Here is a 25,513-nt window from a genome sequence, read left to right on the forward strand (position 1 = left end):
AAATAAGCCATATGGCAATAAGCCTGTTTTATCAATCTGATTTTGTGCTTATTTATCAATAACTTAAGTGGTTTTTGAATGGTACGGTCGGGTGGGCTCGAACCACCGACCTCAGGAGCCACAATCCTGCGCTCTAACCAACTGAGCTACGACCGCGTACCGTCATGATTTTTGACAGGCGTCACATACGGAGGATTGACGCTTTTTGCAAGCGCTCGATGCAACAAAGGCAAAAACTCACAGAAAAAAGAAAAGGCCGGAGTTTAATCCGGCCTTTTCCATCAATGCGAGACCCCGAGGGAGGGAGGGACCGGGTCTCGCGTCTCCGATGGCTGGGAGGAGGAGTGCCAACGGAGCTTTTTGATTGTCAGTAGCCTGTTAGGCGACCTTGACGTCCTTGAAGGCCTTCTCGACAGCCGACTTGACCGGCGCTGCGATTTCTTCAGCGGCCTTGGTGGCGACAGCCTGGAATTCCTTGGCCTGGCCGGTAAAGGCTTCTGCCTGCTTGCGAACGAATGCGCTCTGCAGTTCGATCACTTCACCAAAGGACTTCACGCCGATCAGCGCTTCGATATGAGCGAAGCTGGCTTCGGTGTTGGCACGCAGGGCAGCCAGTGCCTTCAGCGAAAGAGCAGCAGTGTTCGACTGTGCGGTTTCGAAAGTGGATTCGAGCGTCTTCTGAGCAGCTTCGGCCTGATCCTTGATCTTGGCATAAGCTTCCTTGGACTGGGCAACGCCCTTCTCGGTGAATTCGCGAACCTGGTCGGTTACAGCGGTGGCATCGAAAGCAGGGATCGAGAACGCATCAGCAGTCTGTTTGGTGGTCTTGCTCATTACAGTGGATCCTTCCTTGTGCAGATGGTTCTTCCGTCTGCATCTGATTTGATGACCCCGGTATAATCCATTTTTTTGTGCATTGCAACATTTCTTTTGCAGCGCACAATTAAATGCCTGTTTTCTCAATCGAAATTATTATGTGGATGGCTGCCCGGCCCGGCCCGAAGTTAACTAAACCAAGAGAAAGGCATGTAAGATAAGGGGCTGCGAGTGGACGGGCGGCGGCCGCACCATTATTAACAAAGTATTAAGACGGCCGCATGAATGCGATCGTTCGCTCTGGGAGTAGCTGGTCGGCACATGGCGTTTGGTACCTATCCTTTCATCGACATTGCAGTTCTCGACGATATTCGCGAGCACTTTGCCAATGGCGATGCGCTGGTGGTCGTCGCGCCTGACCTCGGCTCGATCATCTGGGCGAACGGTCCCGGGGCTGCGATGCTGGGATATGGCTCCATCGACGACATCCTCGGCAGCGATCAGGTTTTTGATGTGCGCGCACGGCGCCAGTTGATGGCGCTCGAAGGTTTTCCGGCGATCGGCCATGGCCGTATCGTTTCCCTGCGCGTCGCGCATGGTCTCGCCAGCCGCATCCTCACCTTTCAGGCAAGCGACATCGCCCTGCCGCGCGGGGAACGCGCCATTTTGTTGACCATCAACGATGGCGATCGCAAGGGTTCGGATCAACAGGCTGCTGCCCGGGCGATCCAGGGCTTCGGCGACCAGGCGACCCACGCCGCCATACTCGACGCCGCCGGCAAGGTCATGGCCGCCTCGGAGTATTTCGTGAGGCTTGGCCTCGGTGAACGCGTACTCGGGGATCTGGTGCGTGATGTGCGCCACGAACGCAATCGTCTCGTGAAGCGTCCCGTCAAGACCGCGAGCGGTGTCGTTCCGACCGGAATTGCGCGGCTGACGGACAGCCCTGCCCTGCACCTGCTTTTTGCCGTCGAGGCGGAGGCTGCTTCGATCGATGAGGAAAAACCTGGCGGGCAACGCCAACCCGTGGAGCAAAAGTCGCTGCCCCTGATCGAGGCTGGCCCAGTTGCAGCAACAAAGCCGGCCGGGCCTGCGCCCGATCAGCCGCAGACAGACGCTTCCAGTGCGTCACGCGATGAGGATCCAGTTGATTCCGACAATGCGGAACGCTTCCGCCATGCGCCTTCCGATGCGCCGGTGCGTTTCGTGTGGAAGGTCGACGCCGATGCGCGCTTCAATGAAATCTCGCCCGAACTCGCAAGGGCCGTCGGCCCTGCCTCTGCCGCCATCGTCGGCCGGTCGTTCCGCGAGGTTGCCTCCGACTACGCCTTTGCCGAGAGCGAAGAGATCGCTTCATTGCTCGAACGCCGCGACACCTGGTCCGGCCGTACCGTATTCTGGCCGATCGAGGGAACAGACCTGCGCGCGCCGATCGAGCTCGCAGCACTTCCGATCTATTCGCGCGATCGAACCTTCATGGGTTTTCGCGGGTTTGGCGTCGCCCGGATGAGCGAAACCGAAACGGACCCGAGAGCAACGGGCCTTGCGCTCGGCAATCGCGCCGGTCCGGCGGAAACGCAAGCCGTCGAGGTCTCTCCCTCTGAGGATTTTGGCCCCGAGACTCCCGTGCTCGATATTGCGCCGACCGCAGGCGATAATGTCATATCCTTGAATACGCAGCGCCCGCCCCGCAATGAGGGCCGCCTCAACGATGCGGAACGCAATGCATTCCGTGAGATCGCCGAGCGGCTGCGCCGCGAGGTACTGGCTGAATCGCCCCGGCCGAAGGACGAAACCCACGAACCAGCCGCTCCAGTCGATGTGGCGCCTCGGCAGACCGAATCCTTCGCTGCTGCCGATATGGTGCCCGACGCCGAACTCGTCGGGCCGGGATTTGCCATCTCGTCGCGCGGGGATGATGCAGTCGAGGTTGCGGGGCATGGCGGTACATTTGCCGGGCGGATCAGCGAACAGGCCCGCAAGGGTGTCGATACCTCCATCCTGGCAGCCCTGCCCCTGCCGGTTCTCATCCACCGCAACGGGCAAATCCTCTATGCCAATCAGGCGCTTCTCGATGCGCTGGCCTACGGGACGCTGGAGGCGATCAACGACGCCGGCGGCCTCGGCGCACTCTTTGCCGATGCGGACGGCGACGAGGCGGGTACATCCCTGCACCGCAGCGATGGTACGATCTTGCGCGTTGCGGCGCACCTTCAGGCCGTGCGCTGGGACGACGACGGCGAGCGCGCACTGCTCCTTGCGCTCTCGCCGCAGCCGGCCGCTGCGCCGGGCATCATCGGCGAGGAAGAGCGGCTCGAACTTCAGACCCGCATCGATGAACTCGATGCCATTCTCGACACTGCCACCGATGGCGTGGTCCTGCTCGACGCGGCGGGTTCGATTCGATCGATCAACCATTCCGCGGCAGCGCTTTTCGGCTATGAGCCGGAGGATGTGTCGGGAAAACCCTTCTCGCTGCTCTTTGCGATCGAGAGCCAGCGCGCCGCCATGGATTATCTGAACAGCCTCTCGGAGAACGGCGTCGCGAGCCTCCTCAATGACGGCCGCGAGGTTATCGGCCGCGAAAGCCAGGGCCGGTTCATTCCGCTGTTCATGACCATCGGCAAGCTCGATGTCTCAAAGGGCTATTGCGCGGTCCTGCGTGACATCACCCATTGGAAGCGGGCAGAAGAAGAGCTTGTCAGCGCCAGACGCGAAGCCGAGCGCACGTCGAGCCAGAAGAGCGAGTTTCTTGCCCGCATCAGCCATGAAATCCGCACGCCGCTCAATGCTATCATCGGCTTTTCAGAGCTGATGGCCGACGAAAAATTCGGGCCCATCGGCAGCGAGCGTTACCGCGATTACCTGAAGGATATCAGCCGTTCGGGCAACCATGTGCTCTCGCTTGTCAACGATCTCCTCGATATTTCGAAGATAGAGGCCGGGGCTGTCGAGATGGACTTCGAGGCCGTCTCGCTCAACGATGCGCTGACCGAAGCCGTCGCCATCATGCAGCCCCAGGCAAACCGCGAGCGCGTCATCATCCGCTCGAGCCTGACGTCGCGCCTTCCTGATATCGTGGCCGACCATCGGTCCATCACGCAGATCGCACTCAACCTCTTGTCGAACGCCGTCCGTTTTACCGGACCGGGGGGGCAAGTCATCGTTTCAACGAGCTATGAGGCCAGCGGAGACGTATTGCTGCGGGTTCGCGACACTGGCATAGGCATGACGCGGCAGGAGGTCGAGCAGGCGCTGCGGCCCTACAAGCAGATTACCACGCCGCGCCATGCACGCACCGACGGTACCGGGCTCGGCCTGCCATTGACCAAGGCCATGGCCGAGGCAAACCGCGCCAATTTCAGCATCGAATCGACGCCCGGGCGCGGCACGATGGTCGAGATCACCTTCCCCTCGACACGCGTGCTGGCCGAATAACGCCGGGCCGGCTTTGTCGGCCTTGGCAACGAAGAGTGCGGCAGGTGACTCTTTGATTCTTAACCTCTCCACCGTCACGCCGGTAATTCCCCGAGGGTAACGGCAGTTGGGGGGGGGTGGCGGCGGCGATGAGCGGGCACGCGGCACTTAACGTCGCGTAACGCACGCAATTATTACAATATGCAACAATTTGACGCGGAAATGCCTGTACCGGCTTGAATTGCCATGCATGATCGCTAAACCGTCGTTAAGCAGAAAGTTTGCGCGGCCAACACACGCAAAGGCAAATTCGGAAACGCTCATGTCCTGGTACAGGCCAAGGAACCTTCTCGCAACGGTTGTGGTGATGGCTCTCGTTGCCGGCGGCGTTCTCGTTGCCCTGCCCTATCTGGTGAGCACGGAGCTGATCCGGGCGCGCCTCATCCAGGAAATCAGCAACTGGACCGGCTACAGTGTCGAGTCCCGCCAGTCGCCGCAAATCGCGTTCTTCCCGGTCTTCAGCGCCTCACTCGGCGATATCACCATACGCAATCCATGGCAGCGTGGCGGCGCCGCCTTCATGGAGGCCGAGCGTATCGAAGTCGACCTGTCGCTGCTTTCGGCATTGATGGGGAATATCGAATTCACCGAAACCAAAATCGTGCGGCCGCGCTTTGTCATCGATGAGCCGATAAAGAGCCTTTCCGAAATTGGCGAAGCGCTGGCGAAAAGCGACGGGCGCATCGGCGATGTCGTGCGCGAGGCGCGTTCCGCCGTTGAGGCGAACCCGTCCAAGCCGGACATGAGCACGGTCTCGTCGCAACCATTCGGCCGCGTGCGTCTCGAAGATGCAAGGGTTACCTTCAAGCGGCCGATCAATGGCGTCGAGGAAGAGATATCGAGCATCAGCGGGGTATTCGACTGGCCTCAGACATCCGGCGTTGCAAGCTTCCGGGGCACGGCCATCTGGCACGACGAGGAAACCGAGATCGACAGTTCCGCTACCAAGGCCCTGTTGCTTTTGGCCGGGGGGACCAGCCCGCTGCAGATGAACCTCAGTTCGACACCGTTGACCCTCTCCTTCAACGGATCGGCCAACATATCGAAGGACCAGTTCTTCGAGGGCACCCTGTCACTGACCTCGCCTTCGCTGCGCCGAACGCTCGAATGGTCGAGAATGGTCTCGATCCCGGGCGCGCCGGTCGGCAGTTTCGCACTCGACGCATCCGTCTCGGGTTCCGCGTCGCGCATGAAGCTCGACGGCCTGACGGCGACGCTGAACGACAATCCGGCCAAGGGTGTCATCGAGGTTGTGCTTGACGATGGTACGCCGAGTGTCACAGGGACGCTTGCGTTCGAGACTCTCGACCTGCGCTCCGTCTTTTCCGGTTTCATGCCTCTACCGGACAGCCCGGAAAATTCCAACGCCGTGATCGACACGGCCTTTCTTAAAAAACTCAATCTCGATCTGCGCCTCTCCACGCAGAAGGCGACGCTTGGATCGGTCAACCTCGCCAAAGTGGCCGCAACTGCGCAAATTCGCAACGGCCGGGCAATATTCGACATTGGCGAGGCATCTGCCTTTGACGGTTCGGTGGCGGCAAGCTTCCAGCTTGCCGATGAAGGCGATGGCGCTACGCTCGGCGAACTGCGCCTCAATGGGACCGACGTCAACAGCGCTTCCATCGCCTCGCTGCTCAGCCTTGGCGATCGCTTCGAACTCGGCAAAGGGACGATTTCGCTGGTGCTCAAGGGTCCGATTTCGCGTTGGTCATCGGCGCTCGCCAATGCCAAGGGAACATTGAGCATGCGCTTTGGCGCCGGCCAAATCCGCAGCCTTGACTTCAACAGCCTGCTCGGCAAGGCCAAGACCGACCGCTTTTTCAGCCTCAACGAACAAACCAATGCTTGGCTGGCATTTGACCGGCTCGAGATCAAGGCCAACATCATGGATGGGGTCGCCGCCATCGACACAGCCCAGATACAGAACAAATCCGGCACCTTGAACTTTGCCGGGATCGTGACTCTGGCCGGCAAGAGCCTTGCGCTGACCGGCGACTACGCCGCGCCAATACCCGCGCCGAAGGCAGCGGAAGGAACCGAGCAGCCAACGCCGGCGGCGGAGCCCGCCGTCAACCATACACGGTTCTTCATCGGTGGATCGTGGGACAATCCCTTCATCTCGCCGATCATCTCGCCGCAGAACTGACTGGATATTGAATAATGCGCATCATCGGTATGGACCATGTTCAATTGGCAATGCCGGTCAACGGCGAAGCGGCCGCACGCGCCTTCTATGATGGGCACCTTGGCCTGCGTGAGGTCGCAAAGCCCGCACAGCTCATCTCGCGTGGCGGGTGCTGGTTCCAAGCCGAAATGGTCAAGGTCCATCTCGGTGTAGACCCGAACTTCATCCCGGCAGGCAAGGCCCATCCGGCCTTCGTGGTCGATGATCTGGCATTGCTGCAGCAGAAACTGGAAGCCGCCGGCATTACCCTTAGCGATGAAGCGCCGCTGGATGGGATCGAACGTCGCTTCGTCCACGATCCATTCGGGAATCGCATCGAGCTAATGCAGTATCGATAAAGCTATGGCTTGAACGTTCTAGTTTCTGGCTGCCGCCTGCTCATCGCGCGCCCGCTGCACCTCGCGCTGCTTGTTGGCAATCGACGCGATGATGACGCCGACGGTCACAATGGCGATGAGGATGGTGCAGGCCGCGTTGATCTCGGGCGTCACACCGAGGCGAACCTGCGAATAGATGCGCATCGGCAGCGTCGTTGCGCCCGGCCCCGATGTGAAGCTCGATATGACGAGATCATCGAGCGACAGGGTGAATGCCAGCATCCAGCCGGACACGACGGCAGGCAGGATGACCGGCAGCGTCACCTTGAAGAAGGTCGTTACCGGTGTCGCCCCAAGGTCCATCGCGGCTTCCTCGAGGGAGCGGTCGAAAGTCACAAGGCGCGATTGAACGACGACCGCGACGAAGCACATGGAAAAGGTGATATGCGCAAGCGTGATCGTCCAGATGCCGCGATCCATGCCAACGGCAACGAAGAGCAAAAGCATCGAAAGGCCGGTGATGACTTCAGGCATGACCAGCGGCGCATAGATCATTGCTGAAAACAGCAGGCGTCCGCGAAACCGCGTGTACCGGGTCATTGCGAGAGCGCCGAGCGTCCCGAGAATGGTGGCGACGGTCGCCGAAAGCAGACCGACGCGGATCGTCACCCATGCTGCGTCAATGAAGCTCTGGTTGTGAAAAAGCGAGACGTACCATTTGACCGAAAAGCCGGCCCAGACCGTGACGAGGCGCGATTCGTTGAAGGAGTAAATGACCAGGAGGACGATAGGCAGATAGAGGAAGGCGAAGCCGACGACCAGCGAAGCGATGTTGAAGCGGGACCAGGTCGTGTTCATTTCATGTGCCTCATTTCTCGCTTTCCTGGGCTCGCGCCTCTGCGCGCTGGAAGAGCACGATCGGAACGACGAGCAGCAGCAGCAATATGACCGCAACGGCTGAAGAGACAGGCCAGTCGCGGTTGGAGAAGAACTCGTTCCACAGCGTCTTGCCGATCATGAGCGTCTGCGAACCGCCGAGAAGGTCGGGAATGACGAACTCGCCCACGGCTGGAATGAAGACCAGGAAGCATCCGGCAATGACGCCGGGAAGCGATAGCGGGAAGGTGATCTTCCAGAAGGCGGCAATCGGCGGGCAGCCAAGATCTTCGGCCGCTTCAACCAGCGAATAGTCCATCTTCTCCAGCGCCGAGTAGATCGGCAGGACGAGGAACGGCAGGTAGGAATAGACGATGCCGATGAAGACGGCGGTGTTGGTGTTGAGAATGTTCAGCGGCGTGTCGATGACATGCGCCCACATCAGGAACTGGTTGAGCAGGCCCTCGGGCTTGAGAATGCCGATCCAGGCATAGACGCGGATGAGGAAGCTCGTCCAGAACGGCAGGATGACCAGCATCAGCAGCGTCGGCCTTACCGTGGCAGGCGCGCGCGCCATGCCGTAGGCGATGGGGTAGCCGACGAGCAGTGTGAGGACGGTCGAAACGCCGGCGATGAAGAGGCTGGAGAGATACGCCCTATAGTAGAGTGGGTCCTGCGTCAGCCAGATATAGTTATCCCAAGAGAACTTCGAAACGCTGTCCTTGAAAGCTGTCCAGCCGGCGGAAAGGTCGAATACCGGCGAATAAGGCGGAATCGCCATCGCAACTTCCGACAGGGAAATCTTGAAGACGATGAAGAACGGAACAAGGAAGAAAATCAGCAGCCAGATATAGGGCACGACAATGACGAGCCGGCTCGCGATCGACGATATCAGTCTTTGCATGACATCGCCCCTTCTCACGCAGTGAGCACGATACCCGCATCGGTATCGAAATTGATCCACACCTTGTCATCGTACCCGAACGGGTCTTCGACCGTCCGCATCGCATTGAGGCTTGCCGCCTTGATGATGCGCCCGCTGTCGAGCTTCACGTGGAAAACCGTCATGTCGCCGAAATAGGCGATATCCCACATTTCGCCATAGGCGGAGTTGAACGTGGCGTCGGCAGGCTGCTTGCGGCTGATACGGATTTTCTCCGGCCGGATCGCAAATCCAACCGGCTGCCCAACCGAGCAAGTCTTGGTCGCATCGGTGCGAATGAGCATGTTGTCGGGCGCGACGGCAATTTCGATCTTTCCTTTCGCCACGTTCTCGGTCATGCCTTCGAACATGTTCACATTGCCGATAAAATCCGCGACGAATTTCGAATTCGGCGCCTCGTATACCTCGGCGGGCGTCGCCACCTGCATGACCTTGCCCTTGTCCATGACCGCAATGCGGTCGGCCATGGTCATCGCCTCTTCCTGATCGTGCGTGACGACCACGAATGTCAGGCCGAGCTTCATCTGCAGGTCCATCAGTTCGAACTGGGTTTCTTCGCGCAGCTTCTTGTCAAGCGCGCCGAGCGGCTCGTCGAGCAACAGGACTTTCGGGCGCTTGGCGACGGCACGCGCGAGGGCGACGCGCTGGCGCTGGCCACCCGATAGTTGGTGCGGCTTGCGCTTGACGAACCGTTCGAGTTTGACGAGCTTGATCATCTCCGCGACGCGCGTGTCGATATCGGCCTTGTTCATGCCGTCCTGCTTCAGGCCGAAGGCGATGTTCGCTTCCACCGTCATATGCGGGAAAAGCGCGTAGGACTGGAACATCATGTTGACGGGCCGCTTGTAGGGCGGGATGCCGCGCATATCCTGGCCGTCAAGAAGAATGCGGCCGGCGGTCGGCTCCTCGAATCCGGCGAGCATGCGCAGCAAGGTAGATTTGCCGCAACCGGAAGCCCCGAGAAGGGCGAAGAATTCCCGGTTGTAGATATTGAGGGACAGGTCATCGACCGCGGTGAAATCGGCAAACTTCTTCGTGACGTTCTCGATGGCGATGAAAGGCTTGGCCTCCGGATCGTTCCAAGGTGCGAATTTACGGCGAAAGCTTCCCAGTGATTTCATGTCCTGCCCCGGTCTCTATTCATAACGTGAAAAACCCCGGCAGGGATGCCGGGGTTTTTTGGAGTTACTGGCCTGTGACCACTTTCGTCCACAGGCGCGTGACGATCCGCTGGGTCTTGGTGTCGTAGGGTGTGACAGTGAAGAGTTTCTTCAAGGTCGCTTCATCCGGATAGACCTCCGGATTTTCGAACACGGCCTTGTCCATCAACGCCTGAGAAGCCTTGTTGCCGTTGGCATAGGAAACGTAGTTGGAGGCCTTGGCGGCGACTTCGGGCTTGAGCATGTAATTGATGAATTCGTGAGCCTCAGCGACGTGCGGCGCATCGGCCGGGACCGCCATCAGGTCGAACCACATCTGCGCACCCTGTGACGGGATCGTATAGGCAACGTTTACGCCGGCCTTTGCCTCGTCAGCGCGGGTCTTCGCCTGCAGAATGTCGCCGGAATAACCCAGCGCAAGGCAGATATCGCCGTTGGCGAGCGCATTGATATATTCCGAAGAGTGGAACTTGCGCACGTAGGGGCGGATGGTTTCAAGCAAGGCGCCGGCCTTTGCAAGTTCATCCGGGTCCTTGCTGTCAGGATTGAGCCCGAGATAGTTGAGAGCAGATGGCATGACATCGGAAGCAGAGTCGAGGATGTGAATGCCGCAATCCTTGAACTTGGCCGCAAGTTCAGGTTTGAACAGGACGTCCCAGCTCGGTTTCTCATCGGAGCCGAGGATTTCCTTCATCTTGTCGGCATTGTAGCCGATGCCGGTCGTGCCCCACATATAGTCGACGGAGTATTCGTTGCCGGGATCATAGGTGGAGATGCGCTGGGTGATCTCGTCCCAGGCGTTGGAAAGGTTGGGCAGTTTCGACTTGTCGAGCTTCTGGAACACGCCAGCAGCGATCTGGCGTTGCAGGAAGTTGGCGGTTGGTACCACGACGTCGTAGCCGGTTCCACCGGCGAGCAGCTTCGTTTCAAGAATCTCGTTGGAGTCGAACGTGTCATAGACGACCTTAATCCCAGTCTCCTTGGTGAATTCTTCAAGGATCGTGGGATCGATATAGTCCGACCAGTTATAGACGTTGACGACGCGGTCCGCGGCCAATGCCGAACTCGCAAGGCCGAGCGCGAGTGTCGCCGTCAACAGTACAGTTTTCATTCCCATTTAGGTCTCCATGCTGCCGGCACGCCATTCCCGCGGCGCGCCGTGTTCCCTTGCTGGACCTACCTTTTTAGATTGCAACTGCTTCGTCAACCGTGTTGCGAAGACTTCGCTGCTTAATTTTGCGCGAGCGTGATTTTTGTGCACGCGCAGGGCGGCAGTACGACGCGTCAGGCTGTCCGAAGATGGCGCTGGCGGCGGTATTCCCAGCCGAGATGCAGCAGCAGCGCCACGAGAATAATAGTGCCGCCGATGATTGTGCGCGGCGAAGGCACTTCATTATGGAGGAGCCAGACCCACACCGGACCAAGGACCGGCTCGAGCGTTCCGATCAGCGCGGCCAGCGCCGACGGGATGAGGCGCGCACCGCTGACGAAGAGTGCGAGCCCAAGGCCAAGATTGATGGCGCCAAGCGCGAAAAGCAGTCCGAAATCGTGGGCGCTGACACGAAACTCGCCTGCCATGGTCGAAGCCACACCTGCAGCGATGACGACGCCGAGGAAAACGGCGGGGGTCATGCGCAGGTGCGCCTTGCGCCGGGTGATCACTGTCGCAGTGGCGAAGGATATGGCGATCAGCAATGCCAGCATGTCGCCGTTGGGCGAAACTTCACCGTCGAGCGAATCCGATACCATGATCGCCACCCCGGCAATGACGGTGCCGATGGCGATCCAGGTTGCAACGCTCACGCGTTCGCGAAACAGCACCCAGGAGATCAGCGCGGCGAACAGAGGAACGCCAGCTTGCAGCAGGAGCACATTGGCAACCGTCGTATAGGAGAGCGCGATGATGAAGCACGACGAGGCAATGGCAAAGCATATGGCGACGCCCACCCCGGCCAAACCCATGTGCCGGAAAAGCCGCAACGTGCCGCGTGGACCGTCGCGCACCAGCATGAAGCACAGGAGAAACAGCGCCGCAAAAACAGATCGCCAGAAAACGACTGTCCAATTGTCGGACACATCGAGGAACCGCGCAAACGCGCCGCCGGTGCTCCAGGCGATCGCCGAGCCTGCAACGAGCAAACAGCCGATCGCGGTCTCCGCCGAACTCTTGACGGGATCGGGCCCAATGACGGGAGGCATAGGAATTGCAGTGGCGCTCATGCGCGGAGAATGCCTAAGCTTTGCGCGCGGTAAAGCTACCAGAGCGACCAGCTATTATCGGTTTTGCGCCATCGCCACATTCATTGAAAATCAAATGCGCTCAGACCCGTCACCATCTCGTCGAGGCCGAGCGGCCGCGTCACCGGCGGTTCGGCGCGCGAGAGGCACGCCACCCGCTCGCACAGCCGGCATGCGGGGCCAACCTGTGTCATGCCGATGAACTTGCCAAGCGGAGCAGCACTGATGCTGCGATTGCCGAGTGCGCTGCCATAGACCGTATCATCGGCAAACGCGATATCGCAGCCAACGAGAATCGCTGTGCGGCGTGGACGCTCGTTGAAAGCGCCTTGCGGACCCTCCAGCGTGCGGGCAATCGTCAGGAACTCCGCGCCGCCCGGCATCTCGACCGCCTCGACAAGGATTTGGCCGGGCTGGGCGAAGGCGGAATGCACCGGAAGTTTCGGGCAATCCCCGCCGAAGCGCGATTGCGGAAAGCCCTGTGATCCGGCCCGGCGGAAACGATTGCCCGCATGGTCGACTTCGAGCATGAAGAAGCCGATGCCGTTTTGGTTCTGCAGCGTCGTCAAGCGGTTGGCCGCATGTTCGAACGACACGTTGAAACGCGAGCGCAGGACGTCGATATCATAACGCGCCCGGGTCGCGGCCGTCTGGAAGAGCTGGTAGGGCATCATCAGCGCATGGGCCGCATAGCGCCCGAGTTCGAAGCGCGCGATGCGCTTGGCCTCGGCCGAGGAGAGTTTCAGTTCCTGGATCTCCGCTGCGATCACCACTTGCATGCGCATAAGCACCGCTTCCATCGCCACTTCGCGCAGCTGGTCGAAGGGAGATAGCCGTTCGGAAATGAACAGGCGCTGCGAGTGGCGGTCATAGCGGCGGCGCCAGTTGGGCATGGTTGCGACCGGAAGCACGCGCACGGAAATGCCATGCTCGCTCTTCAGCCAGCCTTTCAATGCGGCAAGCAGTTCGTCACCGGGTTTGATGAGGCTGACAAAACTGTCGACCTCGCCTTCAATGCGCGGGAAATGGTTGGCGCGCCGCTCCAGAACTTCGCGCACCTCGTTTAGCGGAAGGCGCGTCGCCGAAAGCGACGGCGCGCGGCCGTCCTGAGCCAATAGATCGGAAAGATCGGAAAGCCGCTCCACCTGCTCCTTATAGGCGCGGTAGAGTTTGATGATCCCGGCAGCCGCATTGGGCGCCGCATCGCTGATCTCGATAAGCTCCTGGTCGCCGGGCAATTCCCCGTTGAGCAGTGAATCGGAAAAGACCTCCTTTAGCGCCGCCATGGAGGAACCGGTCTCCATCTGCAGCGTGTCGAGTTCAATCTTGTACGTCGCGGAAAGCTTCAGCAGCAGCTGCACAGTCAGCGGTCGCTGATTGCGCTCGATCAGGTTAAGATAGGATGGCGATATGCCGAGCGCCTCGGCCATGGACGTCTGCGTCAGGCCGCGCTCGTTGCGGATGCGACGGATACGGGGCCCCGCAAAGATTTTTCCCTCAGCCATTGAGGCACCCCCGGCTTGGTGTATTTGCAGAGTGATCGTTGTGCATACCGCCTCGTTGACAACAATTTACATCGGCAAGCCTATTACAAGATTTACAACTTTACAATCTCCTACTGTCAAATCCACCACAGCCTAACTCGAAATGCAGCCCAAATATCGCGATATTTCTGGATCGTACCGCGCTGCAATGTAAATTTAGTCACATCAACGCAGCGCAAATGCATTCGGCTGTGGGACGTAAACTCTTTGTGGAGACTAGAATGACCGATTTTTACAACCTCGTACCAAACGCTCCGGAGGGCCGCTATGATGGTATCGAACGCCCCTATACGCCTGACGATGTCTTGCGCCTGCGAGGCTCGGTTCAGATCAAACATACTCTTGCTGAAAACGGCGCCAACCGGCTCTGGAAGCTCATCCACGAAGAAGGTTTCGTCAATGCGCTGGGTGCTCTCTCGGGCAATCAGGCAATGCAGATGGTTCGCGCAGGCCTCAAGGCAATTTATCTTTCCGGATGGCAGGTTGCAGCCGATGCAAATACAGCTTCAGCCATGTACCCAGACCAGTCGCTCTATCCGGCCAATGCAGCGCCGGAACTGGCCAAGCGCATAAACAAGACGCTCCAGCGCGCCGACCAGATCGAGACGGCGGAGGGCAAGGGTCTTTCGGTGGAAACCTGGTTTGCACCGATCGTCGCTGACGCAGAGGCCGGCTTCGGTGGTCCGCTCAATGCCTTCGAAATCATGAAGGCGTTCATCGAGGCGGGTGCTGCCGGCGTCCACTACGAGGATCAGCTCGCTTCGGAGAAGAAGTGCGGCCATCTCGGCGGCAAGGTGCTGATCCCGACGGCGGCGCATATCCGCAATCTCAATGCCGCGCGACTTGCCGCCGACGTCATGGGCACGCCGACGCTGGTCATTGCCCGCACCGATGCGGAAGCCGCGAAGCTTCTGACATCCGATATCGACGAGCGTGATCGTCCGTTCGTGGATTATGATGCGGGGCGGACAGCGGAAGGCTTCTATCAGGTCAAGAATGGCATTGAACCCTGTATCGCCCGGGCGATCGCCTATGCACCGCATGCCGATCTCATCTGGTGCGAGACGTCGAAGCCAGACCTTGAACAGGCAAGGCGCTTTGCCGAAGGCGTGCGCAAGGAGCATCCAGACAAGCTTCTTGCCTATAATTGCTCGCCTTCGTTCAACTGGAAGAAGCATCTCGACGAGGCAACGATCGCAAAGTTCCAGAGGGAACTCGGCGCCATGGGCTACAAGTTCCAGTTCATCACGCTCGCCGGGTTCCACCAGCTCAATTTCGGCATGTTCGAACTCGCCCGTGGCTACAAGGACCGGCAGATGTCGGCCTATTCGGAATTGCAGGAAGCGGAATTTGCCGCCGAGGCCAATGGCTACACCGCCACAAAGCACCAGCGCGAGGTCGGCACCGGCTATTTCGATGCGGTCTCGATGGCAATTACCGGCGGCCAGTCCTCGACGACGGCCATGAAGGAATCGACCGAGACGGCGCAGTTCCGTCCGGCCGCGGAGTAACAACCGACGAGGCGGCCTGGCCCATATATGCCGCCTCGCCCATCCGGCGATCACAAGACCGCCGCTGCAACGCCAAACAAGGAGAAAATCATGGCACCGCAGACACGCGTAAAGGAACGGGCCGAGGAGCAATCATCGGCCATGAATGCAGACCAGCAGGCTGTCATTCGCATGGTCGCAAACGACCTGCACCGCCTCAACCAGTCAGTGATGAAGGCGGTCGATGCCGGCGTATCGGTGGAACTCGTCCGCTCGGCCCGCCATCACGGCGGCGACGGTAACTGGGGCGATCTCCTGATCCCGGTCGTAGTCACGCGTCAATAACTGCAGCCGTGGCCTTCTCGGGCTTCGGTCTGGAGCCCGCACGGCGCAAAGACCGCCCGCAAGCAATTGCGGGCGGTTTTAGCTTTTCCGCCTTGCAGTGTGCGAGCGAAGGGTGGATCGCCGGGTCAAGAGCCAGGATGACGGCGAGGGTGGTGCGAGGACGACGGGACGCTCCTTCTTCGACCATCGTTCAATTTACACGTCCACGGCGAGTGGCCAGACTCAGGGGCGCAACCTCGGGGTCCAGAATGAGCGGCTACGTTTACATCGTCACCAATTCCAGAAGGGGCACGCTCTATATTGGCGTGACGGCGGATTTACCCGGCCGCGTCTATCAACACAGAGAAGGCCTGACGCCGGGATTTGCGTGGAAGTATGGCTGCAAGCGGCTTGTCTGGTACGAACAGCATGAACTCATCGTCGATGCCATCCAGAGGGAGAAATCGATGAAGAGGTGGTACCGGGAATGGAAGATACACTTGATCGAAGGCTTGAACCCGCAGTGGGATGATCTCTACCACACGCTGCGATAACCGGCACTTCGCAGACCATTCCTCTGCCATCACGTCGGTTTTTCCCGTTCAGCTTCCCATTGCTGCGTTCGACTCCCAACTGCCGCGCTGTTCAACCGCTGTTCGCTGCGTTGACACCCCGCAGCTCTCACCCGTTTAACACCCCACGCCCCAACCGCCGTCATCCTCGGGCTCTTGTCCCGAGGATCCACCTTTGGACTCTCGACCCGCAAACGGAAGAATGGGTCCTCGGGACAAGAGCCCGAGGATGACGGCGATGAGAATGGCGCGATAACGGCGCAAAGGGAGGTCGTGCGAGAAGGAGGGCGTGCGGTCTAGAGGAAGCCGCAAGGGAAATGCGAGGAACCGTCGCCAGTCGTATCGTGTGCCCTTCCTTCTACCCCATTTGGCAAACGTCGTCGCCCGGCGCCACGGCCCAACGCCGCCACCGGTCGTGTGGCGTTCCTGCTACTACAGCCAGACCCGACCCTCCACAAATATATCCGGGGCCTGCCTCCCATCGGCAAGTATTTTGCTCTATCATTTTGGCATCGAAACGAAATCTGGTGATTGATGCCTTCCGAAACCCCTGAGAAGAAGCCCGCACGGACAACAACACGGCGGCGAACGCCAGCCTATGTCAAATCCAAGCGCGGAGTGAAAAACTGGCGCGAAGCTTCAGAATGGCTGGCCTGGCGGGATATCGAAGACATCGAATGCATTACGCCGGACCAGGCAGGCGTCGCCCGCGGCAAGATGATGCCGTCGAAGAAATTCACCTCCAATACCTCGCTCGCCCTGCCCTCCGCCGTGTTCATGGCGACGATCTCCGGCTCCTATCCCGAAGACGGCCACGGTTTTTCCTATCCGGAGGACGACGGCGATCTCAAGCTGATGCCGGACCTTTCGACCCTTTCCGAGGTTCCCTGGGAAAGCGACCCGACGGCGCAGGTCATCTGCGATCTCGTCAACAAGGAGGGCGAGGCGGTCGAGTTCACGCCGCGCAACGTCCTGAAGCGCGTCATGGCCGCCTATAGCAAGAAAGGCCTGAAGCCGGTCGTCGCCCCGGAAATCGAGTTCTATCTCGTCCGCAAGAACCCCGATCCCGACTACCCGCTGACCCCACCGGTCGGCCGGTCCGGCCGCGCCATCGGCGGCGGCCAGGGCTATTCTATCGCCGGCGTCAACGAGTTCGACGAGCTCATCGACGATATCTACCATTTCTCCGAAGGCCAGGGCCTCGAGATTGACACGCTGATCCACGAAGAAGGCGCGGCGCAGCTCGAAATCAACCTGCGCCACGGCGATCCCGTGGAGCTTGCCGACCAGGTGTTCATGTTCAAGCGCACCATCCGCGAGGCCGCGCTTAAGCACGACATGTACGCGACCTTCATGGCCAAGCCGATCCAGGGCCAGCCGGGCTCGGCTATGCACATCCACCAGTCGATTATCGACAAGAAGACGGGCCGCAATGTCTTCACCAATCCGGATGGCACCGAAAGCGAAGCGTTCCGGCATTTCATTGGCGGCATGCAAAAGCACGTGCCGGCGTCGCTGGTCATGTTCGCGCCTTATGTGAATTCCTACCGGCGTCTTACGCCGGCGGCGTCGGCTCCTGTCAACGTCAAATGGGGTTATGACAACCGCACGACCGCGTTTCGCGTGCCGCGTTCGGACCCCTCGGCGCGCCGCGTCGAAAACCGCATCCCATCATCCGACGCCAACCCCTATCTCGCGCTTGCGGCGTCGCTCGCCTGCGGTCTGATCGGCATGAACAACAGGCTCGAGCCCGACGCACCCGCCTCGACCACGGTCAATGACAGCCTGATCGAACTGCCGCGCGGTCTCATCGAAGCGACAATCCTGTTCGAGCAGGACAAGGACCTGATCGGCATGCTTGGCGAAGCCTTCGTCATAACCTACGCCGCCATCAAGCGCGCCGAGTTCGAGACCTTCATGGAGGTGATCAGCCCGTGGGAGCGCGAATATTTGCTGCTCAACGTTTGACACGAAAATTGCCTTACGACATGCCCTATCAATCGCCCATTTCACCTGGCATCTCCTGGTACGAAACCACCATTCCTGACCGGACCGAATATCCGGCACTCGACGGATCACGCCAGGCGGACGTCGTCATCATCGGCGGCGGTTTCACCGGCCTTTCAGCCGCCGTCCACCTGGCGTCGGCAGGGGCCGACGTGGTGCTGCTCGAAGCCTATCGCTTCGGCGACGGCGCATCGGGACGCAACGGCGGCCAGCTTGGCACCGGCCAGCGCACCTGGGCCGAGGACCTCGAAGCGCAATATGGTTTCACGCGCGCCAAGGCACTGTTCGATCTTGCCGAAGAGGCAAAAGCCTACCTCCTGCAATTTGCCGAAACCCATGGCATCGACATCGAATATGTGCCGGGGCAAATGTCGGTGGTGCACAAGAAGCGCTATCTGAAACATTACCAAAAGCATGCGGAGCTTATGGCTTCACGTTTCGGCTATCCGCATATTCATTTCATGGATGCGGCGGAGACTGCCGAGCGGCTCGGCTCTACCCGTTTCCTTGGGGGAAACTACGACAAGGGGACGGGCCACATCCAGCCGATGAAGCTCGTCGTCGGAACCGCCCGGGCAGCAGCAAAAGCCGGCGCGCATCTCTTCGAAAACACCAAGGTCACGGGGATCAGTTCCGAAAATGGACGCGTTGCTGTCACGACCGGTTCGGGGACCGTGACGGCGGCCAAGGCCCTGATCGCGGTCAACGCCTATGGCGGCAATCTCGAGCCCGTCAGCGCGGCGCATGTGATGCCGATCCGTTCCTTCATCGGCGCCACGGTTCCGCTCGGCAAGGACAGCCCCGTCCTCCCAGGCGGGGAAAGTGTCGACGATTCCCGCTTTGTCGTGCGCTATTTCCGCCGCTCACGCGACGGCCGCCTGCTCTTTGGCGGGCGCGAGGCCTATACGGCCGATAATCCGGAGGACATCAGCACCCATATCCGGCGGCAGATCGCCGAAATCTATCCGGCACTGGCGGATGTCGAGATAACACAGGCTTGGGGCGGTTCGGTCGGTATCACGCTTCCGCGCCAACCCTTCGTGCGCGAGGTGATGCCGAATGTGATCTCGGCCGGCGGCTATTCCGGCCATGGGGTGATGCTGGCCAACTATGTGGGCAAGCTCTATGCGGAGACCGTAGCCGGCAATCGCGACCGGCTAAAGCTTCTGGAAGAGCTAAAGGTCCCGGCATTTCCCGGCGGGCGCACATTACGGGCGCCGCTGCTGTTTCTGGCGCTCAGCTGGTACGCGCTGATGGACCGGGTCTAGCAGCTATACCTTCCTGACGATCACGCTGCCGACAGAATAACCGGCGCCGAAGGAACAGATGACGCCTAGGCTGCCGGGTGCGAGATCGTCGGAGAATTTCGAGAAGGCGATGATCGATCCGGCCGACGACGTGTTGGCATAGTCCTGCAGGATGTTCGGCTGTTCGCCTGGCTGCGGCTCGCGCCCCAGCACCTTGACGCCGATCAGATCATTCATGCCCTTATTGGCCTGATGCAGCCAGAGGCGGGACAGGTGCGCGGGTGCAATGTTCTCGTCGGCAAGGTGGGTGAGGATAAGGTCGGCGACGATCGGCACGACCTGCTTGAACACCTTGCGGCCCTCCTGGCGGAACAGCATGTCGCGCCGGTCGCTCATATGGCCTTCGCGGGTCCGCCGCAGGAACCCGTTATTGTTGCGGATATTGTTGGAAAACTGGGTGAGGCAGCGGGTCGACACGATTTCGAAACGATCGGGCGCCGTCGCAAGATCGGCACGCTCGAGCAAGACCGCCGTACAGACGTCCCCGAAGATGAAGTGGCAATCCCGGTCGCGCCATTCGAGATGGGCCGAACAGATTTCGGGATTGACCATGAGGATAGCGCGGGCCGAGCCTGAACGGATCATGTCTGCCGCCGCCTGAATGCCGAAGGTCGCCGACGAACAGGCGACGTTCATGTCGAAGCCGAAACCCTCGATGCCGAGCGCCTGCTGCACCTCGATGGCGATGGCAGGGTAAGGCCGCTCGTGGTTGGAGGCGGCGCAAATGACCACATCGATTTCCGAGGCGGTGCGTCCGGCCTTGGCGAGCGCGTCCGTTGCGGCTTGCACCGCCATTTCCGCCATGACCGAGAGTTCGTCGTCGCGGCGTTCCGGCAAGACCGGATGCATGATTTCGGGATCGAGCACCCCCGATTTGTTGAGGACGTGGCGACGCTCGATGCCCGATGCACGCACGATGAAATCTTCGGCCGACATGGCGATTGGCTCGCGCGTTCCCGCCGCGATCTCGTCGGCATGAAGTTCATTCTGCCGCGTCGCAAAGGTGTTGAACGCCTCGACCAATTCGGCGTTGCTGATGGACTGTTCAGGCGTGAAAACGCCCGTACCGCTGATGACGACCTTATGCATGGCGCTTCCAGTGTTTCTTTCCAAAAACCGATAGAGACTCCCGGCGCCCGGCGCAAGTAATCCCGTATTGTCATAAGAGGTTCATCGACGGGCCATAGGCTTTCCCCATATTTCGATGATGGATTGGTAGGGGAACTGGCTATGACGGCGGAGAATTTGGCGGCAACGAGCCTCAGCGAACACCCTCTCGAAAAACCCAGAAGCCTCGGCAATCTGCCCAACTATGCGGTCGTCGCGATCCTGATCGCCGGCCTTATCTATGTCGGCTGGTCGCTAACGCAGGATTTGACCAGTGCCGTCGCGGTGCCGTGGATCCTGCTCGGTCTTGCCCTCGTGACGGCGCTGGGCTTTGAGTTCGTGAACGGTTTCCACGATACCGCCAATGCGGTCGCGACGGTCATCTACACCAATTCGATGCCGGCGGAATTCGCCGTGATCTGGTCGGGCTTTTTCAATTTCCTCGGTGTGATGACCGCAAGCGGTGCGGTTGCCTTCGGCATCATTTCATTGCTTCCGGTCGAACTGATCATGCAGGTGGGTTCGAGCGCCGGCCTCGCCATGGTTTTCTCGCTGCTGGCGGCCGCGATCATCTGGAACCTCGGCACCTGGTATTTCGGTCTGCCCGCCTCAAGCTCGCATACGCTCATCGGCTCGATCGTCGGCGTCGGCCTTGCCAACCAGTTCGTCGCGCCGACAGGCACGGCAACCAGCGGCGTCGACTGGTCGAAAGCGACCGAAGTCGGCATGTCGCTGCTGATTTCTCCGCTTGTCGGCTTCGGCGCGGCGGCGCTCCTGCTTCTCACCATGAAGCTATTCATCAGGAACAAGGCGCTTTACGAGGCGCCCAAGGGCAATACGCCGCCGCCGCTGTGGATTCGTGCAATGCTGATTTTCACCTGCACCGGCGTCAGTTTCGCCCACGGTTCGAACGACGGCCAGAAGGGCATGGGCTTGATCATGCTCATCCTGATCGGCGTTGTTCCGACCGCCTTTGCACTCAACAGGACCCCCGACATCAACTATCTCGACGCCTACAAGGCCGCTGCGACGCAGGCCGGCGCCGTTCTCCAGAAATACGAAAAGCCCGGGGTCGTCGTGGCGGATGCGCACGCCGTCGTCAGCGAGGCCGTGCGAACCAAAACCTGGAGCGATGCCACGACTGTCGCGCTACAGCAGTTCATCGTCGATACCAATGCGAGCATTTCGCCCTACGGTTCGGCCGCCAATGTGCCGACCGGCATGGTCAGCAACACGCGCAACGACATGTATCTTGCGGGTGAAGCGCTCAAGCTGATCGACAAGAAGAAGCTGCTGCCGATGGAAGCGGCGGACCTTGCCGTCATCAAGACCTATCACCAGGCGATCGACAATGCGACGAAGTTCATCCCAACCTGGGTCAAGGTGGCCGTGGCGCTGGCGCTCGGGCTTGGAACCATGGTCGGCTGGAGGCGCATCGTCGTGACCGTCGGCGAAAAGATCGGCAAGACCCACCTGACCTACGGCCAGGGCGCTTCTGCCGAACTGGTGGCCATGGGGACCATTTTCACTGCCGATACGCTCGGCCTTCCGGTGAGCACGACGCACATATTATCGTCGGGCGTGGCTGGAACGATGGTTGCGAACGGATCGGGACTGCAGATGTCGACCGTGCGTAATCTGCTGATGGCCTGGGTGCTGACGTTGCCCGTTTCGATCGCCCTGTCGTTCACGCTGTTCGTGATCCTGCGTCATCTGATCTGATAAAACTGGCCTCAAACGAGAAATTATGGCCGGCCATGCCGGCCATCGTCGTGGTCAATCAGGCTTTCGGCGCGTCCGCGCCGACGGTCACCTCGGCCCAGGCGTCGAAATCGCGCGCCAGTTCGCCGATCTTCTTGCGGGCATTTTCTAGCGCTTCCTTGCCGAGGAGAAGACGCAGCGGTGGATTTTCCGCCTCCACAGCCTGGACGATCGCCTTTGCCGCCCGCACCGGATCGCCTGGCTGGTTGCCGCTGACCTTGCGCAGCATATCGAGCCGCGCGCCTGCGGTGGTCCGGTAGTCCTCCATCGTTTCCGGTACTTCATTGGCCGAGCGCCCCGCCCAGTCGGTGCGGAAGCCGCTGGGCTCGACGATCAGGACCTTGATGCCGAGCGGCGCCACCTCCTTCGACAGCGATTCCGAAAGAGCCTCGACGCTGAACTTGGTTGCTGCATAGAAGCTGACGGCGACATTGGCGATGAGACCGCCCTGCGAGGAAATATTGACGATCGTCCCGGAGCGCTGCTTGCGCATGACAGGCAGGACCGCGCGCGTCATGTTGGCGAGACCCCAGACGTTGATGTCGAACATCTTGCGCACTTCATCCATGTCGCTCTCTTCGAGCGAGCCGAAATAGCCGATGCCGGCATTGTTCACGAGCACATCGATCCGACCGAAATGCTCGTGCGCCGCCTTGACTGCGCTGGCAATCTCTTCGGCCTTAGTCACATCGAGCTTCAGGACGAGGGCATTGTTCTTGTGGTCTTTGGCAAGTTCTTCGACATGCGCCGGGTTGCGCGCGGTGACGACGGTCGGATAGCCGAGTTCAAGCGTGTGCCGCGCGAGTTCGCGGCCAAAACCGGTTGAACAGCCAGTGATGAACCAGACAGGTTTGGATGTCATGATGATGTCCTTGATGATGAGGCGCCGCAGGGTCCAAACGGATCAGAGGAGCGCCGTGGGAAAAGCTGGACTACGCGTGCAATGTAGACCACCCGGCAACTGATTCAAGTTTTGATGCAACCTGAGTTCATCGTTCAGATGCAACGTCCCCCATCCACCTCAAGCGCAACCCCGGTTATGAACTCCGCTTCGTCCGAGGCAAGCCACAGCGCAGCATTGGCAACATCGAGCGGCGTCGACAGGCGTCCGAGAGGCACGGTCGCCTTGAACTGCGCGCGCTTCTCCGGCGTGTCCTCGCCCATGAACAACCCGAGCATCGGCGTTTCGCCTGCCACAGGGCAGAGGCAATTCACCCTGATCTTTTTGGGTGCAAGCTCGATGGCCATGGACTTGGTAGCGCTGATTGCCCATCCCTTGGAAGCGTTGTACCAGGTCAAGCCCGGCCGCGGCCGCAATCCCGCCGTCGACGCCGTGGTGATAATCGTGCCGCCGCCCTGCGCCTCCATGATCGGAACGACGGCGAGCGCTGCATAGTAGATCGATTTCATGTTGACGCCGGTGATAAGATCGAATGTGCTCTCGTCGACGTCGAGCATCGACCCGTTGCGGTAGGTGAAGCCGGCATTATTGACCATGATGTCGATGCGGCCGAACTGGTCGGCTGCCGCCTGGACCATGCTCTCTACTTCGTCCTTGCGCGTCACGTCGGCATGAACGGCAATAGCCTTCGCGCCGATAGCTGCGGCAACCTTTTGCGCACCCTTGAGATTGAGGTCGGCCACGACGACATTGGCGCCCTCCTCGGCAAAGCGCTTTGCCATCCCTTCGCCGAACCCTGACGCTGCGCCGGTGATGATTGCTGTCTTGCCTGCCAAACGGGTCATTTCATCTCCTGGATATGCTCATTGCTGGAATTGCTTGATATTTGCGGTCAATCGTGGCGGAAAACGATCGTCTTGGTCGCCGACATATCGTAAAGCGCCTCGAAACCCTTCTCGCGGCCATGGCCGGATCGTTTGAAACCGCCGAAGGGCAGTTCGATGCCGCCCCCAGCGCCATAGGCGTTAACGAAGACCTGCCCGGCGCGGACCCGCTTGGCGACGCGATGCTGACGCGCGCCGTCCCGCGTCCAAACCCCGGCGACAAGGCCGTATTCAGTATTATTGGCAATGCTAATCGCGTCGCTCTCATCGTCAAAGGCAAGGAGCGATAGGACAGGACCGAACACTTCCTCCTGTGCGATCACCGCCAAGGGATCGACCGAACCGAAGAGCACGGGCGCCACGTAATAACCGGCCGCCGGCGCGGCAGCAGCAATTGACCCGCGCGCAACGATTTCGATGCCGGCCTCCACGGCCCCGGCAACATAGGAATCGATGCGGCGCTTCTGCGCCGGATTGATCACGGCCCCAAGGTCAAGATCGGCATCGTGCGGGCCGGCGACAAGTTTGCTAAAGCGTTCGGCGAGCGCGCCCTCAACCTCACGATAGATGCTGCGCTCGATAAGCACTCGGCTGCCGGCGGAACAGCTCTGGCCGCCATTCTGGATGATCGCATTGACAATGACCGGCAAGGCCTTGTCGATATCGGCGTCGGCAAAGACGATTTGCGGCGACTTGCCGCCAAGTTCCATGGTGACGCCGCGATTGTTGAACGCGGCTGCCTGCTGGATGGCGGTGCCGGTGGCTGGCGACCCGGTGAATGTGACGTAGTCGATGCCCGGATGCGCGGATAGCGCCGCCCCCGCCTCGCGTCCATAACCAGTGATGATATTGAGCACACCCTCCGGAAAACCGGCTTCGATGGCAAGTTCACCGATACGGATGGTCGAAAGCGATGCATCTTCGGCAGGCTTGACCACCAAGGTATTGCCCATGGCAAGCGCTGCCCCCACGACCCTTGCGAGGATCTGCAGCGGATAGTTCCAGGGAATTATCCCGGCAACGACCCCATGCGGCTCACGCAAAGTGAGCGCCGTGTAGCCATCATTGAACGGAATGGTATCGCCGTGGATCTTGTCGGCGGCGCCACCATAGAACTCATAATAGCGCATCGCAGCGGCAACATCGGCCTTTCCCTGGCGGAGCGGCTTGCCCGTGTCGCGCGATTCGAGCGCAGCGAGTTCGTCGCCGTGGCGCTCGATCAATTGCCCGAGCTTGGTCAAAAGCCTGCCGCGTTCCGCAGCGGACATCCGAGACCAGGGTCCATGATCAAAGGCGTCACGCGCTGCGCTAACGGCGCGGTCGACATCCTCCGCCTTGCTTGCCGGGATGCGTGCAAAGGCAAGGCCATCCGATGGACACAAAACAGTGATCGTTTCTTGCGAAAGTGCCGCGACCTGCCGACCGTTGATGATGTTCAGGAACTTCTGATCCTGCGCGACAACTTTGGAGAGATTCTGTACCATGACTACTTCCTGTTCGTTGCAATCGTAAGTGAACCGACACGAATTGGGAATGCATTTTGACGCAGTTCGTGCGCTGGGACTGGTCATTTTAAATCGATTAGATTATACAACGCTGCG

General features: G+C 60.0%; 20 protein-coding genes and 1 tRNA gene. 9 read left to right on the forward strand and 12 right to left on the reverse strand.

All coding sequences use genetic code 11. The features are described from left to right. Positions 1–79 precede the first annotated feature (79 nt). A tRNA-His gene (locus tag BLR72_RS16245) sits at positions 80–156 on the reverse strand. 222 nt (positions 157–378) lie between these two features. Then, entirely contained in the window at positions 379–834 is a 456-nt protein-coding gene (locus tag BLR72_RS16250; RefSeq protein ID WP_027230249.1) for a phasin, read from the reverse strand. A 303-nt stretch (positions 835–1,137) separates the two neighbouring features. Between BLR72_RS16250 and BLR72_RS16255 the strand changes: the two genes are divergently transcribed. From BLR72_RS16255 to BLR72_RS16265, 3 genes are all read left to right on the forward strand, one after another. Further along, positions 1,138–4,254 (forward strand): PAS domain-containing sensor histidine kinase, encoded by a 3,117-nt coding sequence (locus tag BLR72_RS16255; RefSeq protein ID WP_091950325.1) that lies wholly within the window; start codon positions 1,138–1,140, stop codon positions 4,252–4,254. A gap of 301 nt (positions 4,255–4,555) precedes the next feature. Continuing rightward, entirely contained in the window at positions 4,556–6,442 is a 1,887-nt protein-coding gene (locus tag BLR72_RS16260) for an AsmA family protein (RefSeq protein ID WP_027230251.1), read from the forward strand. 14 nt (positions 6,443–6,456) lie between these two features. Next, positions 6,457–6,819 (forward strand): VOC family protein, encoded by a 363-nt coding sequence (locus tag BLR72_RS16265; protein ID WP_091950329.1) that lies wholly within the window; start codon positions 6,457–6,459, stop codon positions 6,817–6,819. Positions 6,820–6,837: 18 nt separating this feature from the next. Here the strand turns inward: BLR72_RS16265 and BLR72_RS16270 are convergent, their stop codons facing one another. From BLR72_RS16270 to BLR72_RS16295, 6 genes are all read right to left on the reverse strand, one after another. Continuing rightward, complete coding sequence (locus BLR72_RS16270; RefSeq protein WP_091950331.1) at positions 6,838–7,656, reverse strand: ABC transporter permease; 819 nt, start codon at positions 7,654–7,656, stop codon at positions 6,838–6,840. Between the two features lie 10 nt (positions 7,657–7,666). Then, positions 7,667–8,578 (reverse strand): ABC transporter permease subunit, encoded by a 912-nt coding sequence (locus tag BLR72_RS16275; protein WP_091950333.1) that lies wholly within the window; start codon positions 8,576–8,578, stop codon positions 7,667–7,669. Positions 8,579–8,592: 14 nt separating this feature from the next. Beyond that, on the reverse strand, positions 8,593–9,738 hold the full coding sequence (locus BLR72_RS16280; protein WP_091950335.1) for an ABC transporter ATP-binding protein: 1,146 nt from the start codon (positions 9,736–9,738) through the stop codon (positions 8,593–8,595). A 64-nt stretch (positions 9,739–9,802) separates the two neighbouring features. Beyond that, the gene (locus tag BLR72_RS16285) at positions 9,803–10,894 is read right to left on the reverse strand and encodes a polyamine ABC transporter substrate-binding protein (protein ID WP_175492381.1); all 1,092 of its coding nucleotides are present in this window, start codon (positions 10,892–10,894) and stop codon (positions 9,803–9,805) included. A gap of 167 nt (positions 10,895–11,061) precedes the next feature. Beyond that, the gene (locus BLR72_RS16290; RefSeq protein ID WP_091950337.1) at positions 11,062–11,976 is read right to left on the reverse strand and encodes a DMT family transporter; all 915 of its coding nucleotides are present in this window, start codon (positions 11,974–11,976) and stop codon (positions 11,062–11,064) included. Between the two features lie 101 nt (positions 11,977–12,077). Next, positions 12,078–13,520 (reverse strand): helix-turn-helix domain-containing protein, encoded by a 1,443-nt coding sequence (locus BLR72_RS16295; protein WP_091950339.1) that lies wholly within the window; start codon positions 13,518–13,520, stop codon positions 12,078–12,080. Positions 13,521–13,780: 260 nt separating this feature from the next. On the opposite strand from BLR72_RS16295, the gene aceA reads away from it, so the two are divergent. The 5 genes from aceA to BLR72_RS16320 all read left to right on the forward strand — a co-directional run bounded on the left by aceA (position 13,781) and on the right by BLR72_RS16320 (position 19,220). Then, complete coding sequence (aceA, locus tag BLR72_RS16300) at positions 13,781–15,070, forward strand: isocitrate lyase (protein ID WP_091950341.1); 1,290 nt, start codon at positions 13,781–13,783, stop codon at positions 15,068–15,070. A gap of 90 nt (positions 15,071–15,160) precedes the next feature. Further along, positions 15,161–15,394: an SMc00767 family acetate metabolism repressor gene (locus BLR72_RS16305; protein ID WP_027230260.1), complete on the forward strand. Its 234-nt coding sequence runs from the start codon at positions 15,161–15,163 to the stop codon at positions 15,392–15,394. 248 nt (positions 15,395–15,642) lie between these two features. Next, the gene (locus BLR72_RS16310) at positions 15,643–15,927 is read left to right on the forward strand and encodes a GIY-YIG nuclease family protein (RefSeq protein WP_091950342.1); all 285 of its coding nucleotides are present in this window, start codon (positions 15,643–15,645) and stop codon (positions 15,925–15,927) included. Between the two features lie 552 nt (positions 15,928–16,479). Then, the gene (locus tag BLR72_RS16315; protein WP_027230262.1) at positions 16,480–17,913 is read left to right on the forward strand and encodes a glutamine synthetase family protein; all 1,434 of its coding nucleotides are present in this window, start codon (positions 16,480–16,482) and stop codon (positions 17,911–17,913) included. A 20-nt stretch (positions 17,914–17,933) separates the two neighbouring features. After that, positions 17,934–19,220 (forward strand): NAD(P)/FAD-dependent oxidoreductase, encoded by a 1,287-nt coding sequence (locus BLR72_RS16320; RefSeq protein WP_091950344.1) that lies wholly within the window; start codon positions 17,934–17,936, stop codon positions 19,218–19,220. A gap of 3 nt (positions 19,221–19,223) precedes the next feature. Here the strand turns inward: BLR72_RS16320 and BLR72_RS16325 are convergent, their stop codons facing one another. Next, positions 19,224–20,348, reverse strand: coding sequence for a beta-ketoacyl-ACP synthase III (locus BLR72_RS16325; protein ID WP_091950345.1), 1,125 nt, complete (start codon positions 20,346–20,348; stop codon positions 19,224–19,226). A gap of 141 nt (positions 20,349–20,489) precedes the next feature. Between BLR72_RS16325 and BLR72_RS16330 the strand changes: the two genes are divergently transcribed. After that, a complete protein-coding gene (locus tag BLR72_RS16330; protein ID WP_091950347.1) occupies positions 20,490–22,088 on the forward strand; it encodes an inorganic phosphate transporter in 1,599 nt (532 codons plus the stop codon). A gap of 58 nt (positions 22,089–22,146) precedes the next feature. On the opposite strand, the gene BLR72_RS16335 is transcribed toward BLR72_RS16330, so the two are convergent. The 3 genes from BLR72_RS16335 to BLR72_RS16345 form a co-directional block, all read right to left on the reverse strand. Then, positions 22,147–22,989, reverse strand: coding sequence for an oxidoreductase (locus tag BLR72_RS16335; protein ID WP_091950349.1), 843 nt, complete (start codon positions 22,987–22,989; stop codon positions 22,147–22,149). Between the two features lie 134 nt (positions 22,990–23,123). Then, on the reverse strand, positions 23,124–23,873 hold the full coding sequence (locus BLR72_RS16340) for an SDR family oxidoreductase (protein ID WP_091919698.1): 750 nt from the start codon (positions 23,871–23,873) through the stop codon (positions 23,124–23,126). Between the two features lie 47 nt (positions 23,874–23,920). Next, positions 23,921–25,396, reverse strand: coding sequence for an aldehyde dehydrogenase family protein (locus tag BLR72_RS16345; protein ID WP_091950351.1), 1,476 nt, complete (start codon positions 25,394–25,396; stop codon positions 23,921–23,923). Between the last annotated feature and the right edge of the window lie 117 nt (positions 25,397–25,513).

Origin of the sequence: Phyllobacterium sp. YR620, assembly GCF_900104165.1 — a bacterium.
Taxonomy (GTDB): domain Bacteria; phylum Pseudomonadota; class Alphaproteobacteria; order Rhizobiales; family Rhizobiaceae; genus Phyllobacterium; species Phyllobacterium pellucidum.

What these genes read in the sequence shown, in the direction of transcription:
- BLR72_RS16270 (WP_091950331.1), bottom strand. Translation starts at nt 7,656, where the DNA reads ATGAACACGACCTGGTCCCGCTTCAACATCGCTTCGCTGGTCGTCGGC.
- BLR72_RS16265 (WP_091950329.1), top strand. Translation starts at nt 6,457, where the DNA reads ATGCGCATCATCGGTATGGACCATGTTCAATTGGCAATGCCGGTCAAC.
- aceA (WP_091950341.1), top strand. Translation starts at nt 13,781, where the DNA reads ATGACCGATTTTTACAACCTCGTACCAAACGCTCCGGAGGGCCGCTAT.
- BLR72_RS16285 (WP_175492381.1), bottom strand. Translation starts at nt 10,894, where the DNA reads ATGGGAATGAAAACTGTACTGTTGACGGCGACACTCGCGCTCGGCCTT.
- BLR72_RS16255 (WP_091950325.1), top strand. Translation starts at nt 1,138, where the DNA reads ATGGCGTTTGGTACCTATCCTTTCATCGACATTGCAGTTCTCGACGAT.
- BLR72_RS16315 (WP_027230262.1), top strand. Translation starts at nt 16,480, where the DNA reads ATGCCTTCCGAAACCCCTGAGAAGAAGCCCGCACGGACAACAACACGG.
- BLR72_RS16250 (WP_027230249.1), bottom strand. Translation starts at nt 834, where the DNA reads ATGAGCAAGACCACCAAACAGACTGCTGATGCGTTCTCGATCCCTGCT.
- BLR72_RS16340 (WP_091919698.1), bottom strand. Translation starts at nt 23,873, where the DNA reads ATGACCCGTTTGGCAGGCAAGACAGCAATCATCACCGGCGCAGCGTCA.
- BLR72_RS16330 (WP_091950347.1), top strand. Translation starts at nt 20,490, where the DNA reads ATGACGGCGGAGAATTTGGCGGCAACGAGCCTCAGCGAACACCCTCTC.
- BLR72_RS16310 (WP_091950342.1), top strand. Translation starts at nt 15,643, where the DNA reads ATGAGCGGCTACGTTTACATCGTCACCAATTCCAGAAGGGGCACGCTC.
- BLR72_RS16280 (WP_091950335.1), bottom strand. Translation starts at nt 9,738, where the DNA reads ATGAAATCACTGGGAAGCTTTCGCCGTAAATTCGCACCTTGGAACGAT.
- BLR72_RS16275 (WP_091950333.1), bottom strand. Translation starts at nt 8,578, where the DNA reads ATGCAAAGACTGATATCGTCGATCGCGAGCCGGCTCGTCATTGTCGTG.
- BLR72_RS16295 (WP_091950339.1), bottom strand. Translation starts at nt 13,520, where the DNA reads ATGGCTGAGGGAAAAATCTTTGCGGGGCCCCGTATCCGTCGCATCCGC.
- BLR72_RS16305 (WP_027230260.1), top strand. Translation starts at nt 15,161, where the DNA reads ATGGCACCGCAGACACGCGTAAAGGAACGGGCCGAGGAGCAATCATCG.
- BLR72_RS16260 (WP_027230251.1), top strand. Translation starts at nt 4,556, where the DNA reads ATGTCCTGGTACAGGCCAAGGAACCTTCTCGCAACGGTTGTGGTGATG.
- BLR72_RS16290 (WP_091950337.1), bottom strand. Translation starts at nt 11,976, where the DNA reads ATGCCTCCCGTCATTGGGCCCGATCCCGTCAAGAGTTCGGCGGAGACC.
- BLR72_RS16335 (WP_091950349.1), bottom strand. Translation starts at nt 22,989, where the DNA reads ATGACATCCAAACCTGTCTGGTTCATCACTGGCTGTTCAACCGGTTTT.
- BLR72_RS16345 (WP_091950351.1), bottom strand. Translation starts at nt 25,396, where the DNA reads ATGGTACAGAATCTCTCCAAAGTTGTCGCGCAGGATCAGAAGTTCCTG.
- BLR72_RS16320 (WP_091950344.1), top strand. Translation starts at nt 17,934, where the DNA reads ATGCCCTATCAATCGCCCATTTCACCTGGCATCTCCTGGTACGAAACC.
- BLR72_RS16325 (WP_091950345.1), bottom strand. Translation starts at nt 20,348, where the DNA reads ATGCATAAGGTCGTCATCAGCGGTACGGGCGTTTTCACGCCTGAACAG.